The organism is Nonomuraea sp. NPDC048916, from assembly GCF_040649575.1.
Lineage (GTDB): Bacteria > Actinomycetota > Actinomycetes > Streptosporangiales > Streptosporangiaceae > Nonomuraea.
The window spans coordinates 140,087-156,754 of the sequence record NZ_JBEZFS010000006.1; the positions used below are offsets into that span (position 1 = coordinate 140,087).

The 16,668-nt window shown below is 72.7% G+C and carries 14 protein-coding genes; 7 read left to right on the forward strand and 7 right to left on the reverse strand.

Annotation, left to right across the window (positions count from 1 at the left end; all coding sequences use genetic code 11):
* Nucleotides 1-49 precede the first annotated feature (49 nt).
* Both AB0C16_RS07935 and AB0C16_RS07940 read right to left on the reverse strand, forming a co-directional pair.
* Complete coding sequence (locus AB0C16_RS07935) at nucleotides 50-595, reverse strand: YceI family protein (protein WP_357680146.1); 546 nt, start codon at nucleotides 593-595, stop codon at nucleotides 50-52.
* 126 nt (nucleotides 596-721) lie between these two features.
* Nucleotides 722-1,942 (reverse strand): hypothetical protein, encoded by a 1,221-nt coding sequence (locus AB0C16_RS07940; protein ID WP_357680148.1) that lies wholly within the window; start codon nucleotides 1,940-1,942, stop codon nucleotides 722-724.
* Nucleotides 1,943-2,011: 69 nt separating this feature from the next.
* On the opposite strand from AB0C16_RS07940, the gene AB0C16_RS07945 reads away from it, so the two are divergent.
* Nucleotides 2,012-3,322 (forward strand): citrate synthase, encoded by a 1,311-nt coding sequence (locus AB0C16_RS07945; protein WP_357680150.1) that lies wholly within the window; start codon nucleotides 2,012-2,014, stop codon nucleotides 3,320-3,322.
* A gap of 240 nt (nucleotides 3,323-3,562) precedes the next feature.
* On the opposite strand, the gene AB0C16_RS07950 is transcribed toward AB0C16_RS07945, so the two are convergent.
* From AB0C16_RS07950 to AB0C16_RS07965, 4 genes are all read right to left on the reverse strand, one after another.
* On the reverse strand, nucleotides 3,563-6,877 hold the full coding sequence (locus AB0C16_RS07950; RefSeq protein ID WP_357680152.1) for a chromosome partitioning protein ParA: 3,315 nt from the start codon (nucleotides 6,875-6,877) through the stop codon (nucleotides 3,563-3,565).
* A gap of 97 nt (nucleotides 6,878-6,974) precedes the next feature.
* A complete protein-coding gene (locus AB0C16_RS07955; protein ID WP_357680154.1) occupies nucleotides 6,975-8,504 on the reverse strand; it encodes a hypothetical protein in 1,530 nt (509 codons plus the stop codon).
* Nucleotides 8,501-9,700 (reverse strand): hypothetical protein, encoded by a 1,200-nt coding sequence (locus tag AB0C16_RS07960; RefSeq protein ID WP_357680156.1) that lies wholly within the window; start codon nucleotides 9,698-9,700, stop codon nucleotides 8,501-8,503. Before AB0C16_RS07960 ends, AB0C16_RS07955 begins: the two co-directional genes overlap by 4 nt.
* Nucleotides 9,701-9,832: 132 nt before the next feature.
* Nucleotides 9,833-10,531 carry a M50 family metallopeptidase gene (locus AB0C16_RS07965; protein ID WP_357680158.1) on the reverse strand — a complete coding sequence of 233 codons (699 nt, stop codon included), beginning with the start codon at nucleotides 10,529-10,531 and terminating at the stop codon, nucleotides 9,833-9,835.
* Nucleotides 10,532-10,565: 34 nt separating this feature from the next.
* On the opposite strand from AB0C16_RS07965, the gene AB0C16_RS07970 reads away from it, so the two are divergent.
* The 6 genes from AB0C16_RS07970 (at nucleotide 10,566) to AB0C16_RS07995 (ending at nucleotide 14,961) form a co-directional block, all read left to right on the forward strand.
* Nucleotides 10,566-11,450: an amidohydrolase family protein gene (locus AB0C16_RS07970; protein WP_357680160.1), complete on the forward strand. Its 885-nt coding sequence runs from the start codon at nucleotides 10,566-10,568 to the stop codon at nucleotides 11,448-11,450.
* Between the two features lie 7 nt (nucleotides 11,451-11,457).
* Nucleotides 11,458-11,925, forward strand: coding sequence for a nuclear transport factor 2 family protein (locus tag AB0C16_RS07975; protein ID WP_357680162.1), 468 nt, complete (start codon nucleotides 11,458-11,460; stop codon nucleotides 11,923-11,925).
* A gap of 8 nt (nucleotides 11,926-11,933) precedes the next feature.
* Nucleotides 11,934-13,052 carry a magnesium and cobalt transport protein CorA gene (locus AB0C16_RS07980; protein ID WP_357680164.1) on the forward strand — a complete coding sequence of 373 codons (1,119 nt, stop codon included), beginning with the start codon at nucleotides 11,934-11,936 and terminating at the stop codon, nucleotides 13,050-13,052.
* A 109-nt stretch (nucleotides 13,053-13,161) separates the two neighbouring features.
* Entirely contained in the window at nucleotides 13,162-13,410 is a 249-nt protein-coding gene (locus AB0C16_RS07985; protein ID WP_357680166.1) for a hypothetical protein, read from the forward strand.
* Complete coding sequence (locus AB0C16_RS07990; protein WP_357680168.1) at nucleotides 13,407-14,228, forward strand: fumarylacetoacetate hydrolase family protein; 822 nt, start codon at nucleotides 13,407-13,409, stop codon at nucleotides 14,226-14,228. Before AB0C16_RS07985 ends, AB0C16_RS07990 begins: the two co-directional genes overlap by 4 nt.
* Nucleotides 14,221-14,961 carry a maleylpyruvate isomerase family mycothiol-dependent enzyme gene (locus tag AB0C16_RS07995; RefSeq protein WP_357680170.1) on the forward strand — a complete coding sequence of 247 codons (741 nt, stop codon included), beginning with the start codon at nucleotides 14,221-14,223 and terminating at the stop codon, nucleotides 14,959-14,961. Before AB0C16_RS07990 ends, AB0C16_RS07995 begins: the two co-directional genes overlap by 8 nt.
* A gap of 47 nt (nucleotides 14,962-15,008) precedes the next feature.
* On the opposite strand, the gene AB0C16_RS08000 is transcribed toward AB0C16_RS07995, so the two are convergent.
* Nucleotides 15,009-16,628: a heparinase II/III family protein gene (locus AB0C16_RS08000; RefSeq protein WP_357680172.1), complete on the reverse strand. Its 1,620-nt coding sequence runs from the start codon at nucleotides 16,626-16,628 to the stop codon at nucleotides 15,009-15,011.
* Between the last annotated feature and the right edge of the window lie 40 nt (nucleotides 16,629-16,668).

The following is a 16,668-nucleotide window of genomic DNA, read 5'->3' on the forward strand; positions in this document are numbered from 1 at the left end:
TCCAGGCCAGGGAGCTGCGGCGGTCACTGCGGGGGTCGGGCCGAGGCGGTTACCGGGGGATCAGGCTGAGGTCGAACCGTACGGTGACGTCGTCGTTGAGCTTGAGCGCGCCGAACAGCCCCGAGTAGGGCCGGATGCCCCAGAGGGTCTGCGTGACGGTGGCCGTGCCCTGCACGCGGTCACCGGCCAGCACGCCCGACACGGTGACCGGTCGCGTGACCCCGGCCAGCGAGAGGTCGCCCTCGACCTGGAGCGACTCCGGGTCGCCGGAGATCCGGGTCGAGCGGAACGTGATCGTCGGGTGACGCCCGGCCTGGAGGACCTTCTCACGCATGATCTTCTGGATCTCCCGCCGGTCGCCGTCGGTGAGCGGCTTGACGCCACCGGTGCCCTTCCTGACCTCCAGCGACCCGGCGTCGAGCTCCAGAGTCACCGACGAGCCGGCCGGCCCGGTGGGGTCGACCACGGCCTCACCCCGCCACCGGGTCACCTCGATGGTCAGGTCGTGGCCCGCCTTCGCACCCAGCCCGGTGCGGGTCGTATGGATGAGAAGGGAGCCCGAGTCAGGTCCCAGTGAATAGCTTCCAGGGTCCATCCATCCAGGCTAGTCGCGCGGCCGGGCAGGACCTCGGCCGCCCCCGAACTGCTGTGGGCGGCCGTGTCGCGATGGCTGTGATCAGCCTGCCCGCCTGGCCGAGACGGGAGGTCGGACGCTCCGTGCTCAGCCGGCCTCGTATCCGGGGAACAGCAATGACAGCTCGCGCGGATAGGAGGCGATCAGGCGCAGCTCGTCGTCGGTGAGGGGCCTGCCGGTCATCGCGTTGCAGAGCTGAACCAGCCGGAACGCCAGATCCTCCTCCCGCACCTCGACCCCCAGCCCCTCCATGACGTGCCCGAACCCGGCCTTCCCGCCGTACTCGCCCGTGAGCACGACCCGTCCGTCCCGCGCGTGCCAGTCCTCGGGGAACGGGCCCAGCGTGGCCTCGTCGTACAGCTCGTAGTTGCCGTGGTCCTTCAGCGCGCCGTCGGCGTGGATGCCGCTCTCGTGCGCGAACGCGTTGCGCCCGATCCCCACCTGGTTGTACGGCAGCGGCTGCCCGAGCGCGTAGGCCGCCCAGAGCCCGAACCTGCGGGCCCAGGACAGGTCGAGGGCGTCACCGATCTCCGCGTCGAGCCCGAAACCGTGCCGGAACGCCAGAATCGTGGACAGCAGGTCGGCGTTGCCCGACCGCTCGCCGACGCCGTTCACGCAGGTGTTGATCCATGCGTCCTGACCGGCGTCGAGATCGCCGAGCGCGCCCGACACCGAGTTGGCCACGGCCATGCCCAGGTCGTTGTGACAGTGCGTCTCGACCGGCATCCCCACCGACGAGGCCAGCTTGACGAACCGCTCGCGGATCCGGTCGGGTGTGTCGCCGCCGATCGTGTCGCAGTAGCGCACCCGGTCGGCCCCCGCCTCCTTGGCCGCCAGCGCGAACTCCAGCAGGAACCCGTCGTCGGTGCGCGATCCGTCCTCGGCGTTGACCCCCACGGTCGAGGCGCCCGCGGCCTTGGCGGTCCTGACGGCGGCCGTCATCTCCCTGATGATCGCGTCGCGGTCGAGACGGCCCCGGAACTTGTTCTGGATCATGTAGTCCGACGTGGAGATCGACAGGTTGTAGTGCCGAAGGCCCAGAGGCGCCGCCTTCTCCACGTCCTGCGCCACGCCCCGGCACCACCCGGACAGCCGCAGATCGCCGAACGCACCCGCCTCGGCCAGCGCCACCTGCGCCTTCACGTACGGGACCTCGTGGAAGAGGAAGGGGAAACCGATCTCGGACTGCGCCACGCCGAGCTTGGCCAGATAGAAGTTGACCATGGTCTTGCCGAACTTCGACAGGCCGGTGCGCGCGGTCTGCACGCCGTCCCGGTTCGTCACGTCGAGAAAGTGAACTTTTGGCATGGCCCAACGTTGACATGGCCTCTCAATGTGTATCAATATTGATTTTCGTCAACGTTGCGGAGGTAGGGCGTGGAGTGGATCGACGCGGCCACGGCGGCTGAGCGGCTCGGCGTGAAGCCGGCCACGCTCTACGCCTACGTCAGCAGGGGCGTGCTCCGGCGCCGCCACGGTGAGGACGGGCGGCGCAGCCTGTTCGACGCGGCCGAGATCGAGCGGCTGGCCCGCCGGGGCCGGCCCCGGGGCCAGCCGCCGGAGCTCGTCATCGAGTCGGGCATCACCGCCCTCGGCCTCGACCGCCCTCACTATCGCGGCCGCGACGCCCTCGACCTCGCCCGCACCGCGACCTTCGAAGCGGTCGCCGAATGGCTCTGGACAGGCGACCCCGCCGCGCTCCCTCACCTCCCCCCTTCCACCCCCACCCGAAACCCCGGCACGCCGTCCGGTGAACCCACCCGAAACCCCGGCACGCCGCGCCGCGAGGATGGACGAGTTGCCGGTGCGTCCGGGACTGGAGAGTCGCGGGGGTGGGCGGCCGAGCCCGAGGCGTTGCGGGCCGCGCTGGCCGCGCAGCGCGACCTGCCCGCGGGCCTGCTGCCGCTCGACCGGCTGCAGGTGATCACGACCGTGCTCGGCGCGTCCGACACCCTGCGTTATCAGCTCGACCCGGTGTCGGTCGCCGCGACCGGCCGCCGCCTCATCGCCGGCCTGGTCGACGCCCTCCTGCCGCAGCGCGAGCCGGAAGGCGCATCGATCGCCGAGCGGCTCTGGTCACGCCTGTGCCCCGGGCCCGCCACCCCCGCCCTGCTCGGTGCGCTGCGGGCCGCGCTGGTGCTGCTCGCGGACCACGAGCTGGCGCCCTCGACGCTGGCCGCCAGGGTGGCCGCCTCCGCCAAGGCCGATCCGTACGCCGTGGTGCTCACCGGCCTCGGCGTGCTCGGCGGCCCGCTGCACGGCGGCGCGTCGTACGCGGCCGAGCGGTTGCTGGCCGAGGTGACCGAGCCCGGGCAGGCGTCGCGCGCCATCGCGGAGGGGGTACGGCGAGGAGAGCGCATCCCCGGCTTCGGCCACAGCGTCTACAAGAACGGCGACGCCCGCGCCGGCCTGCTCCTCGACCTGGTGCGCGAGGCGGCGCCCGACCACGAGCGGGTCACCGCCGCGCAGGCCGTGCTCCACGAGGCGCGCAGGCGCCGCCTTCCCGAGCGGAACATCGACTTCGCGCTCGCCGCCCTCGTCGCGGTCGCCGGGATGGTGAGCGGCGCGGGCGAGGCCGTCTTCGCCGTCGCGAGGACCGCCGGTTGGCTGGCCCACGCCATGGAGGAGTACGGCAAGGGATCCCTTCTGCGGCTGCGCGCCTCCTACACCGGCCCGCCGATCAGATGACCCGGCCCCGGGTGGGTTGCATGACTTGCCTTGTGCCGCGGCGGTGGCTCCGGGTATCCGGGCTTCGGGAGCCGCCCTGGTCGATCCATGGCCGCGTCGGCGACCAGGGCCCCGGCCGCCAGTTGCTCGGCCCGCCCGTCCGACACCCCCGGCAGCAGCCCGCGGCCACATCCCCTCCGTCAGCGTCGCGCCGTTGATCACCGCTCGGGCGACCTGAAGAGCAGGACGCCGGGTAGCCGGTCAGGGTCTCTCCACGTACGCCGCGAGCGCGCGGACCCGGTCGGCGTGCTGGTCGTGGCCGACGATCACCGGCGGCTCGTTGTAGGGCATGGCGTCGGACGAGCGGCGCAGCTTGATGTACTGGCCGCAGGCGTCGATCGCGTACGGCTCCATGTCGTCCTGCAGCGCCCCGATCACCGTGATCCCGTACGTCTCACCGATCCTGCGGAACAGCGCGACCGCCTCGCGCCGGTGCTCCTTGCCCAGGTTGCGGCCCAGCTCGTCGAGCACCAGGCACAGGTGACCACCACCGGACGACGCGATCGCCGCCGCGCACACGAGCTTGACGGCCTTCTCGTCCATGAGCGCCGTGTTGGCCCTGCGGTTGTACGGGACGAACCCCTGCCCCTCTCCGCGCCGCCACTTGGGCGTCACCCGCCACTGCCAGCGCTGCTCCGGATCCGCCGGCGCGGGCGGCACCGGGAACTCCAGCGTCGCGCCGTAACCGCCGTAGCCGGTGTCGAGTTTCTCGAACTCCTCGGCCACCCGAGTGAGCCTCGCCTTGATCGCCGCGCTCAACGCGGCGCGGTGCACCGCCGTGGAGTGCGCGGCCTCCTCCGCGCCCTTGGCCGCCGCGGCCAGGTCACGCTGCCTCGACACGAGCTGAGCCTCGATCTGGCGCCGCTGGTGCTTCTCGTACTCCTCCTGCCCCCGCAGATAGGACGCCAGCGCCCCGCACACCGCCGCGAACGTCGCCTGCTCACGCGCCGTGCTCCCACCGCGCTCGGCCAGCAGGAAGCGCAGCTCCTCGGGGATCTCGGCGTCCTCCTCCGGGAACGTGTCGCGCAACGCCTGGTCGAAATGACGCTCGGCGATCCGCCACCACTCCTCGGCGGTGCGCGGACGCTCCTCCTCGGCCAGCGCCCGAAGCCATTCGCGCGCCGCCTCGACGGTGCCGCCCCAGTCGGCGGCCAGCACGTCGAGCTTGAGCGCCTCCCGCTCGACGCCCACCCGCGCCTCCTGCTCGCGCGCCTGGCCACGCTCGCTCTCGTGCCGCTGCCGTCGTCCCTCCAGCCGCTCGATCTCCATGTCGCGCGTGCGAGCCCGGAAGTCGAGCGCGCCCGCCTGTCGTTCGGCTTCGGCCACCGCGGGGGCGGTCTCCTGAAGCGCCCCGGCCAGCTCGGTCAGCCTCGACCGCTGACCGGCCAGCCGCGCCTCCAGCTCGGCGAGCCGCACCCCCGCCCGCGCCCCCTCGACCCGCCGCTGCGCCGTCGCGACGGCTTCCTCCCCTTCGTGTACGGCCTGCGCCGCGGTCTCCTGGATGTCGCGGGCCCGGTTGAGGCGCTGTTCGGCCGCCTTGATGCGCGCCTCGCGCCCGGTCGCCACCCCGTCGAACGCCCCCACCACGCTCACCCCGGCGGCACTGACCAGCACCGACCCCGGCAGATCGCCCAGCGCCGCGGCCGCCGCCGCCAACTGCCCGGCGTCGACGATGACGGCGTGCTCGTTCGGCCACCCCCGCAGGCTGTCCAACCCCAGCCCCGCACCGCCGTTGCCCGCACTGGTCCGAACGCCCCGACCGGCCGCACCGTCCGCGTCTGCCGCACCGTCCGCGTCTGCCGCACCGTCGGCGTCTGCAGAACCATCGGGGTCTGCCGGACCGGCCGCGTGTGCCGGACCATCGGGGTCTGCCGGATCGTCGGCGTGTGGCGGATCGTCGGCGTGTGCCGGACCGGCCGCGTGGGCGTAGTCGCGGGCCTGTTCGGCCACGTCGAGGGCGTCGAGCAGGCCCGTCGCGTCCACACCCGCGGCGGCCAACGCGTTGAGCTGGGCCGCGGCGGGACCGCCCTCGGCGTCGTCCAGGGCCGCCTGCGCCGAGCTCACCTCCTGGTCGGCCACGCCGAGGGCCTTCAGCGCTTCGTTCAGCCGCTGCCGGGCCTCCTGCAGCTCCCGCTGGGCCGCCGGCACGTCGCGGCCGTCGGCGAACCGGCGCGTCTCCTCCAGCGCCGGGATCCGGCCGCGCAGCTCGTCGGCGGAGTTTTCGGCTACCGCCCGGTCGGCTTCGAGCTTGGCGGCCCGTGCCTGGAGCACCGCCAACTCCTTGCGCGCCTCAGCGACCCGCCGGTCCAGCGTGTCGTCCTTCAGCGTGCTGATCTCCGCCTTGACCATGGCGATGGCCTCACCGGCCGCCTCGCCCGCCGCGCGATGCCGGTCGAGCTCGGCGGCGAGGGTCTCGTCCTTGGCCGCCGCGTCGGCGAGCTTGCGCGCCTGCCGGCCGCGCCAGCACCGCAACGCGTCGGCCAGGCGTATCCTCGCCTGGTCACGTCGGTCGAACGTGCCCAGCAGCGCCTTCGACTCCGTCTCGAACTCGGCCAGCCGATCGCGCGCCTGCGCGGCCCGCACCCGCTTGGCATGCTCGTCGCGCCGCGCCTCCCGCTCCTGCTCCAGCTCGGCGTCCAGGCCGGTCAGAGCCGCGATGGCCTCGAACACGCGCTCCGGCGAGATCTCGTTGAGCGGCTGGGAGAGCAGGTTGGTGGCCACCTTGCTGCGCACCGAGGTGGACAGGAAGGACACGCACCGAACCCGGTCGCCGTAGAGCACCTTCGTCAGGTCGCGTGCCACCACGTCACGCCGTCCGGCGGACCTGGGCAGCGACGCCCAGATCTCGTCGGCCCGCGCCACCCGCTCGGCCTCGGACGCGGCCGACGCCAGCCGCACACCGTCGCGCCACCGGATCTCCAGATGCGGCGCCTCCTGATTGACCCTCAGCCACACGGTGACCGCCCCACCGGAGGTGTCGGGCACCGCGAACAGCTCCTCGTCGCCCGCGTGATGGCCGGGCCGCACCTGCCCGTCGGTCTCGAGGAGTTCGGCGTCATGCGGGGAGCCGTCATCCGGGCCGCCGGGGGCTCGCGGGGAGCCGTCATCCGGGCTGCCGGGGGCTCGCGGGGAGCCGTCATCCGGGCTGCCGGGGGTTTGCGGGGAGCCGTCGGGAGGGCCGAACACGCCGACGATGTAGCCGTGGTCGGCGCTGGCCCACTGGCGGGCACCCGCGCCGCTGGCCAGCTCGGCGTTGAACAGCAGCTCCGACACCGCCTTGGCGCCGGAGGCGAACCGCCACTGCTCGTCACCCAGCAGCGCCGTGATCGAGGCGATGAACGACGACTTGCCCGCGCCGTTGGAGTCCTTGGGCCCCGCCCCCGCCACGACGATGAGCGTGCCGGGAACGGTCGGCACCGGATGGGTCGAAAGCCGTGAGATGTTGACCGCCTGCACAGCGATCAGCACCCGGTCGCCGACCACGTTCTCCACCTGCGCCACTCGAACCCCCGTCACTCTTCCATCCGTCGTCTGCTGGTCCCGGTCGTCTCGTCCGGGTCGTCTCGTCCCGGTCGCCGCCGCCTTGCTCTCTCGCGGCTCTCTCGCGGCCGGGCTATCTGGCTGCTCTCCGCGCGCGTACGGCCGCCGCCAGCGGGGTGTGCGGCCCGGCCGCCAGGATCAGCTCCTCCTGCAACCGCCGCCGCGCCGCCGGAGTGAGCCGGTGGAACTGCGGCCCGGGCACGTAACCGCCCGCCTCCTCGCCGGCCTTCACCTGAGTCAGCAGACCGGCGTGCCGCAGCGTGCGCAGCGCCGCCTCCAACTCGCCGATCGGCAGCTGGGTGTGGCGTCGTAGCTCCTCGGCAGGTGTGGGGTGCGGTGACGCCCAGGTGTCCTCGGGCAGCAGGCCCTCCGCCCGGGGGATCGCCACCGAGTGCACCAGCACCAGGGTGAGAACCGCCCGCTCGCCCTCACCCAGCCGGCTGCCCGCCCGGGCGGCGCCGTCGTCGTAGCCCGAGATCCAGCGCTCCCTGTGCTGGATCAGCGTGCGCCCGCGCCGGGCCAGCATCTCGCCCAGCGTGAGGCGCAACGCCGGATCGCGCAGCGCGCCGAATCGGGCCTCCTGCACGGGCTCGGCGGCGTGCTCCACCGCCATGAAGGCCGCCACCAACTCGGCCCGCCGCCGCTCGTCATAGCCGTCCAGCAGATCGCCGAACTCCGCCACGCTCCCCTCGACCCGGCCCCCGAGCGCCGGACCCCCGCCGGAGACAGAGTCACCGGCCTCTGGTCCGTCACCGGGCGCCGCGACGGACGCCGGTCTCGCGGAAGGCGCGTCGCCGGCCAACGCCGGGGTGCCGGGGGCTGGGGTGCCAGAGCGTGGGGTGCGGGAAGCCGGGACGGACGGGGTGCCCGGAGTGACCGCCGGGCGGGCCGCGGCCACCAGGTCGGCGTCGGCCACCACGGTCAGCTCGCTTCGCTCCGGCTCGGGGATGCGTCGGAGCAGCTCCTTGAGCTGCGCGTGAGACTCCACCGGCCACAGCGCGCACCGGGGGCCGAGCGAGACGAGGCCGTCGGCCATGACGATCCACGCGGAGTCGTGCAACCGGCGCAGCGCCCCGATGGCCCAGTTGCGCATGAGATCGTCGGCCCGCCCGATCAGCGCCCGGTAGGTGTCGAGCACCAGCTCCACCGGGGCGGGGGCACCGGGCCAGGGATCCACCGACAGGTCGGACCAGCAGCACGCGAGGCAGGCCGCCAGGACCCGCCGGGTCTCACCGGAACGCTCCACGGGGACCGGCGCCACCTGGTATTCCTCCAGCAGCGACGGCGTCACCCCGTCGGGCCACACGGGCAGCGCCTCGCCGCCGGAGTCGGAACGCGTGAGCCGGAGCATGCCCGCGGGCGCCGGCACCCCGGCGGCCAGCCGGAGCGGGCCACCCGACCGCGCCCGCACATGCGCCTCGGCATCCGGAACGGGTGCCAAGGCGGTCTGCTCCGGACCTCGTACGTGCAGGCCCTGGTCCGGGGTGTGTGTGCGCAGGTCAGGGCCTCGTGCGTGCGTGGCCTGGTCCGGGGCGTGCTCGTGCCTTGGGCCCTCGGGAAGCGGCGCGAGGGCGGCAGGCGTGTCGGGCGGCTGCTCGGTCATGGGGTGCGCTCCAAGTGGCCGTGGGAGAGCCAGGCGGGCTCGCGCGCCGGATCGATCGTGAGGTCGCCGGACCACACGAGCCGGTAGGGCAGCTCGGGACGCAGGTCGACGGAGGTCAGGTCGGCGAGGAGGCGACGGGCGGAGGGCCAGTCGGAGGCCAGGACGTCGGCCAGCGCCACCCGCGACGACGCCCCCAGCAGGGACTCCGCGACCGCCGCCAGGCGTTGGACCGCGGCGCCGGGAGAGGAGTCGAGCGAGCCCTCGGGACCGGGGTCGGGCAGCGTGGAACGCGGGGGAGTGGGCTGCGCGGGAGCCGGGCGCGGCGCCTCGTCGACCGCGCGGGCGATCGCCGCCGGATCGTGCCAGGGCGCGGGCGCGTCGAAGACGAAGTCGTCGAGCACCGAGGCGAGGCGCTCCTTGGACGCCGTCTGGGTGAACGTGCGCCATGTCTCGGTCGGCAGCAGCGTCAGGTTGCGGGTGGTGCCCGCCGAATCGGCCAGCCGGCCGGCCGCCCGGCGGGAGGCGTCGCTGTAGGCGTAGATGGCCGAGCGCAGGTCGGTGCAGACCCGGTCGAGCTCGGGCCAGCGGGTCAGGATCGTGCCGTGCAGGCTCTGCGCCCGGCGGGCGATCTCTTCGGTGCCCCACAGCTTGGGCGCCTGCTCGCGCAGCTCCTCGATGGTGCCCATGGTGAGCGTGATCAGCTCCAGCGCCCACAGCCGGAACGCGCGGGCCAGGCCGGCGGCGCTCTGCCTGGCTTCGTCCATGGTGGTGCGCGGGTCGGCGACGTTGAGGTCTTCGAGCGCCAGCAGCCGGTGCATCTCGGACTGGCCGCCGTCGTCCATCATCCGCCGGATGAACATCAGCCCGACCACGCTGGTGAACGACGCCCGATAGCGCAGCTGGTTGGGCTTGGGGAACACCTCGCGGATCGCGCCCAGCCCCTTGAGCACGCGCAGCCGGTTGTCGAACTGGTCACCCGGATAGGCACGGCAGGCGAAGCGCATCTGCTCGTGCGTCAGCCACTCCTCGCCCGCCTCCGCGAACGCCGCGAACAGCGTCTCGGCGATGTCGACCAGGGCTGGATCGTCGACGACCGCGCCGCTGTCGCGGGCCAGCGCCGCGAACATCCGGCGGTACGTCGACAGCACCGCCTCCTCCGAGAGCGCGGCGTCGAGGGTCAGAGGCTGTTCGGACACGGGCTCTAAGGTAAGGCTTCGCACCGACAATCCCGGACCGGCGCAGCGTGGAAGTCGGAGAGGATCGCAGGACGAGGAGCGGGTCGCCGTGGCCGTTCCCCGGCGGACGGCACGGCGCCAAGGGAGAGGAGGCTAGAGAGGGTTCATCAGATAGGCCCCAGCCACCACCGAGGCGCACGCCACCAGCAGGAAGAAGAACACGTAGAAGCCGCCGGGCAGGAACGTCAACCGGGCCAGCTGGTCGGCGTCGGAGTCGCGCGCCTGCCGCCTGCGCCGCTTGTGTTGCAGCTCGATGATCGGCCGCACCCCGCCGAGCAGCAGGAACCAGACCGCCGCCAGGGCCGCCGCCTGCTGCACCTCGCTCGGCGCGTACATCGACAGGGCGAACACCGCCCCGCCCGTCGCCAGCAGGATCAGCGCGCCGTACAGGTTGCGGATCAGCAGCAGCATGCAGACGAGGAAGAGCAGCACGCCCCAGATCAGCAGCGTGATGCGGCCCTGCTCGGTCAGCCAGGCGGCGCCCAGCCCGAGCAGCGACGGCGCGAGGTAGCCGGCGAGCGCGGTCAGGACCATGCCGGGACCGTTGGGCCTGCCCCTGGTCAGCGTCACGCCCGAGGTGTCGGAGTGCAGCCGGATGCCTTCGAGCTTGCGCCGGGTGAGCAGCGCCATCAGCGCGTGGCCACCCTCGTGGGCGATCGTGATCAGCCCTCTGGACAGGTGCCAGGAGGTGCGGACGGAGACGATCACGAGTGCGGCGAGTGCGGAGATCACCACGACCCACGGGTCGGGGGCGGGTTGAACCTCGATCAGGTGGGCCCAGAGCTTGTCCATCAGGAGAAAACCCTATCCGGGTAAAGTCTGGGCTGTGCTCACAGAATCTGATTCTGATGCCCTGGTTCCGGAGTGGTGGCGATCGCTGGGCCTGCCCGGGCTGATCGACCTGCACGTCCACTTCCTGCCCGAGCGGATGGAGCGCAGGGTCTGGCATCACTTCGAACACGGCGGGCCGCTGATGGGCGGCGGCTGGAAGATCGAGTATCAGTGGCCGGTGGAGGCACGCGTCGCCCGGTTGCGCGAACTGGGCGTGCGATCGTTTCCCGCGCTCGCCTACGCGCACAAGCCCGACATGGCCGCCGATCTGAACGACTGGACCCTGGCCTTCGCCCGCCGCACCCCGGGCTGCCTCCCGTCGGCGACCTTCTACCCCGAGCCCGGAGCCATCGGCTACGTGCGGCGGGCACTGGCGGACGGGGCGCGGATCTTCAAGGTGCACCTCCAGGTCGGCGCCTTCGACCCGCGGCACGCCGAGCTCGACGAGATCTGGGGCCTGCTGGCGGAGTCGGGCCTGCCGGTGATCGTGCACGCCAGCTCGGTGCCGGTGCCGGGCGGCCACGTCGGGCCCGGGCCGATCGGAGAGGTGCTCCGCAGGCACCCTCGGCTCCGGGTGGTGATCGCCCACCTGGGCATGCCGGAGTACGACCCGTTCTTCGACCTGGCGGCCCGCTACGAACGGGTGGCCCTGGACACCACGATGACCTTCACCGACTTCGCCGAGCGCGGCATGCCCTTTCCGGCCAGGTTGCGGCCCGCCCTGCTCGATCTCGGCCTGGCGGGGAAAGTGGTGCTCGGCAGCGACTTCCCGACGATCCCGCACTCGTACGCGCACCAGCTGCGGGCGCTCGACCGGCTCGACCTCGGTGACGACTGGGTGAGGGCCGTCTGCTGGCACAACGCCTCGGCCATGGTCTGATAGAAGGGTGAACGATCGGCACGTGGCGCTGATAGGCGCCTTCTACGAAGCTCTCGGCCGTGTGGACTACGCGGCCATGGAACGCTGCTACCACCCCGAAGTGAGCTACGGTGACCCGATCTTCCAGGAGGTCGAGGGGCGCGACAGGGTCATGGCGATGTGGCGGCTGCAACTCGGGGTTCGCGACGGTCTCAGGTCCGATTACTCTGTCGTGACGGCCGACGACTTCACCGGCACCGCCCGCTGGACCGTCCGCTATGTCTTCTCGAGCACCGGGCGCGAGGTCGTCAACGAGGTCGACGTGCTTTTCAGGTTCGAGAACGGGCTGATCGTCCGCCACCACGATGAGTTCGATTTCAAACGCTGGTCCAGGATGGCCCTCGGCAAGCCCCACGGCCTGCTGTTCGGCTGGACGCCGATGTGGCGCAAGACCATCCGCGACCGGGCGACACGCGAACTCGACCGGTTAACGTAAGGAGCCGTATGGCACGGATGAAGGGCTTCCGGCGCGGCGACTCCAGCCGCGAGGGAGCCCCCGAGCACTCGATGGACCCCCGCGCCACCGACGAGGCCCCCTACCGGCCGACCGTCATCGACAACGCGATCTACCGCGACGGCAAGCGCGTCGACAACCCCGGCTCGCTGGCCGACGCGTTCGAACGCCTCAAGGAGATGCCGGACAGCCTGGCCTGGATCGGCCTCTACCGGCCGAAGGAGTGGGAGCTGGTCAAGCTCGCGGAGGAGTTCGAGCTGCACGAGCTGGCCCTGGAAGACGCCATCGTCGGCTCGCAGCGGCCGAAGTACGACCGCTACGGCGACACGTTGTTCGTGGTGCTGCGCGCCGCCGTCTACCTCGACGACGTCGAACAGGTCGCGTTCGGCGAGCTGCACGTCTTCGTCGGCCCCAACTTCGTGCTCACCGTACGGCACGCGGAGGCGCCCGACCTGCAGTCCGTCCGCAAGCGCATGGAGTCGGACCCCGACCTGCTCCGGCAGGGCCCGCAGGCCGTCCTGTACGCCATCCTCGACGCCGTGGTCGACGGCTACGCCCCGGTGGTGGCGGGCTTGCAGAAGGACATCGAGGAGATCGAGGCGCAGGTGTTCGGCGGTGACCCGGCGGTCTCCCGCCGCGTCTACGAGCTGTCGGGCGAGGTGATCGAGTTCCAGCGGGCCACGGCGCCGCTGGCGCGGATGATCGACGGCTTCATCGCCGGGGCCGCCAAGTACGGCGTCAACGACGAGCTGCAGAGCTACCTGCGTGACGTGGCAGACCACGCCATCACGGTGAACGAGAGGCTGGCCGGCTTCCGCCAGATGCTCCAGGACATCCTGCTGGTCAACTCCACGCTGGTGACCCAGGCGCAGAACTCCGAGATGGCCAAGATGACCGAGGCCAGCATCCGGCAGGGCGAGGAGGTCAAGAAGATCTCCGCCTGGGCGGCCATCCTGTTCGCGCCGACGCTGGTCGGCACCATCTACGGGATGAACTTCGACGTCATGCCGGAGACCCACTGGACCTTCGGCTACCCGTTCGCGATCCTCCTCATGGCCGCCGTCTGCCTCGTCCTCTACATGGTCTTCAAACGGCGCGACTGGCTCTAGCGACCGCGTCGGCGAAGCCCCGGCCGGCCGCCTGTTCTTCGTGGCAGAACGGTAGTGCGTAGTGCGGAACGGACCTCTAGCGTGGGGCTCAGAGTTCCGGCCCGACCAGGTGAGCGACGAGAGCACGCCCGACGCCGCCGCCTGCCGCGAGGTCGGATCGTCGGTTTACCAGGTGTTCGACGGGGAAGGCACGGTGACGCTGGACGGCGTGGAGCGCGTGCCCACCCGGGGCGACCTCGTGGTCGTGCCGTCCTGGTGCGCGTGGTCCTTCCGTGCCGGCACCCGTTTCGACCTGTTCCGTTTCGCCGACACGCCCGTCTTCGAGGGCCGGCGCCAGCATCGAGAGGAGCTCGCATGAGGCTCGCGACCCTGCGCCTGCCCCGCCGTACGACGGCCGCGCGGGTGGACGGAGACCACGCCGTGGAGATCGGGGTCCGCGACGTCGGGGAGCTGCTCGCCCAGCCGGACTGGCGCGAGCGGGCCGCCGCAGCCGACGGCCCCCGGCATCCGCTGGCCACCGCCGACCTCGCGCCGGTGGTGCCACGGCCGGGAAAGATCATCTGTGTCGGGCTCAACTACCGCAACCACATCCTGGAGATGGGGCGTGAGCTGCCCGCCTACCCCACGCTGTTCGCCAAGTACGCCGAGGCGCTGATCGGCCCCTACGACGACATCGTGCTGCCCGCCGTCTCCGAGGCCATGGACTGGGAGGCCGAGCTCGCCGTCGTCATCGGCGCGAACGTCCGGCACGCGACCCCCGAACAGGCGCGGGCCGCCATCGCTGGCTACTCCGTGTTCAACGACGTGACGGCCCGCGACTACCAGAACCGCACCCTGCAGTGGCTGCAGGGCAAGACGTTCGAGGCGACCACCCCGTTCGGCCCCTACCTGGTCACCCCGGACGAGGTGGGCGGTCCGATGACCATGCAGTGCGAGGTCGACGGCGAGGTGGTGCAGCAGGCCGACACCGCCGACCTGGTCTTCCCACCCGCCGAGCTCGTCTCGTACCTGTCGGAGATCCTCACGCTGCGTCCCGGCGACGTGATCGCCACGGGCACGCCCGGCGGGGTGGGGCACGCGCGCAGGCCGCCGCGCTACCTCGCCCACGGCAGCAAGGTCGTGACCCGCATCGCGGGCGTCGGCGAACTGGTCAACACGGCGCGCCGCGATGCCTGACACCGGCCGTGAGGGCCGCCCGTCCGACGCCGAGCGTCTCGCCTGGCTGGATTCGGGCACGTCCTACTTCGCCGGCCGCCTGGCCGGCCACGACCTCGACCGGCCGAGCCTGCTGCCCGGCTGGACGGGCCGTCACCTGGTGGCGCACGTCGCCGCCAACGCGCGCGCCCTGCGCAGGCTCGTGCACTGGGCGCGCACGGGGGCGGAGACCCCGATGTACGCCTCCGGCGAGGCGCGGGCGGCCGAGATCGAGGAGCTCGCCCGGCTCTCGCCCGAGGCGCTGACCGGCCTGGTGAAGCAGACCGCGGACGAGCTGCGGTCGGACCTCGGCACGCTGACCGGCCCGAGGTGGGCCGCCCGGGTGCGTACCGCGCAGGGGCGCCTGGTGCCCGCCGCGGAGATCGTGTGGATGCGCGCCCGCGAGGTGTGGGTGCACGCGGTGGACCTGGGGTCGGGCGGCCGGTTCGAGGACTTCCCGCCGGCCTTCGTGGACGCGCTGCTCACGGACGTGACCGGGCTGTGGGAGCGCCGCGGCCAGGGGCCCGGCCTGGTGCTCCGGCCGGATGACAGGCAGCGCTCCTGGACGGTGAGCGCACCGCCGCCCACGGGCCCGCCGGACGAGGAGGGCGTCCTGTGCGAGGTGCGCGGGACGGCCGCCCGGCTGGCGGCCTGGATCACCGGGCGCGGCCCGGCCCCCGATCCGGCCGCGCCTCCCGTCGGCCGCTGGCTCTAGACCGCTGGCTCTAGACCGCTGGCTCTAGACCCCCGCGACCTCGCCGCTCACACCTGCGCCGACTCGCTGTACGGCGCCTGAAGGGGCCACGGGAGCGTGACGGGGCCGCCGGGCGTGTGCGCGGTGATCACCCCGTTCGCGGTCGAGACCCGCGCGTCCGCCGTGCCGGGCACGACCACGGTGAGGAGCCGGGACGCCTCGGGGGACGACACGGTCACCGCCTCGGCCGTCCGCAGGTATCCGGTCGAGACGGTGCTGGTTCCCACCGTCTGCTCACCGGCCGGGTCGGCGGGCCGGCCACCTGAGGGGAGCGCGAGGTGGACGAGGGTCACGCGCCAGTCGCCGTCGCCGAGCACCACCACGCCGTCGCGGTGCGAGACCGGCCGGAGCGCCGGGGCGAAGTGCCACAGGCTGTGCGCCATGGACCCGGCGGGCACCGAGTCCAGCACGGCCATCAGGTGGGGCCCGTGCTCGACCAGGACCTCTCGGGTACGGGGCACGCCGTAGGCGTCGTCGGTGAGCCGGAAGGTCTGCCGCGAGGGCCCCAGTGCGCGGGCGGTCAGCCGGGTGGACGTGCCCGGCCGGAACCCGGCGCCCACCACGACCGGAACGTTGTGCGCCTCGGGTGACCGCGTCCACTCGGTGTAAGCGGTCCTCTCGTAGGAGTGGAAACCGGCCTCGACCAGGATGTCCCGGCCGTGCGCGTGGTACGTGACGCCGAGATGGTCCTCGTGCCCGTGCAACCGCCGCCCCGGCCCGAACCTGATCGAGTAGTGGGACGCCTCCGGGTCGTCCCAGGCGGTCCTGCCGAAGACGTAACCGCCGTCGAACACCTTCACCACCGGCTCCCCGTGCGCGAGGGCGGCTGCGAAACCGGGCGCGCGGGCGCCGGCCGGGCTGTCCCCGATGGGCACCAGACGGCCGTCGGGCTGGGTGGCGTGCGCGATGTACGTCTCGAGCGAGGTGCGGCTCTCGGCGAGCCGGGCGGGCATCCGGGCGCCGCTCTCCTCGATCGCGCGCAGCGCCACGCCCAGCCGCCGGTGGACGTAGAGGCCGTACCTCGGGGCCTGCTCGTGCAGCACACCCTGCGCGTCGATGGCCAGCTCGGCCGAGGCGGTCACCCGCCGGATCGCCAGCTCGCGCCAGCGGTCCCGGCCCAGGCGGCAGCCGACCACCAGCAGTCCGATGTCCTGGTCCAGCCCGTGGTTGTGGCCCTGCCGGTACGACGCGGGATCGGCCAGGATCTCGCCGTGCTCGGCCAGGGCGCGCCACAGGCGAGGAGTGCGTACATGCGCGCTGAGGCAGACCAGCACCGGGGCCCGCAGCGCGACCGCGTGCTCGGCCCACGCCCACGGGCTGACGCCGGATCCACCCCGGGGGTTTTCGCGCATCCAGCCATCGGCGAGCGCCGCCGCCCGGTCCAGGAGATCCCGGTCGCCCTTCCGCTCGTACTCTGCGACCAGCCGCCCCACCCAGCGCAGCGTGTGCAGGTTCAGCGCCCACGAGCGGTTGCCGTGCGGGTTCGACCGCCAGTCGACGTCCGGGCCCAGGTCCACGGGCGGCAGGCCGACGAACCTGACCCGGCCGCGCACCACCTCCCGCACGTCGACCGCGGGAAACTGGTCGGCCAGGCAGATCGCCCGGCCGGGCCGGCTACGCCAGAACATCTTGTCGCTCCTGATTCCGGGCGCGCGAGACCCACGCGCG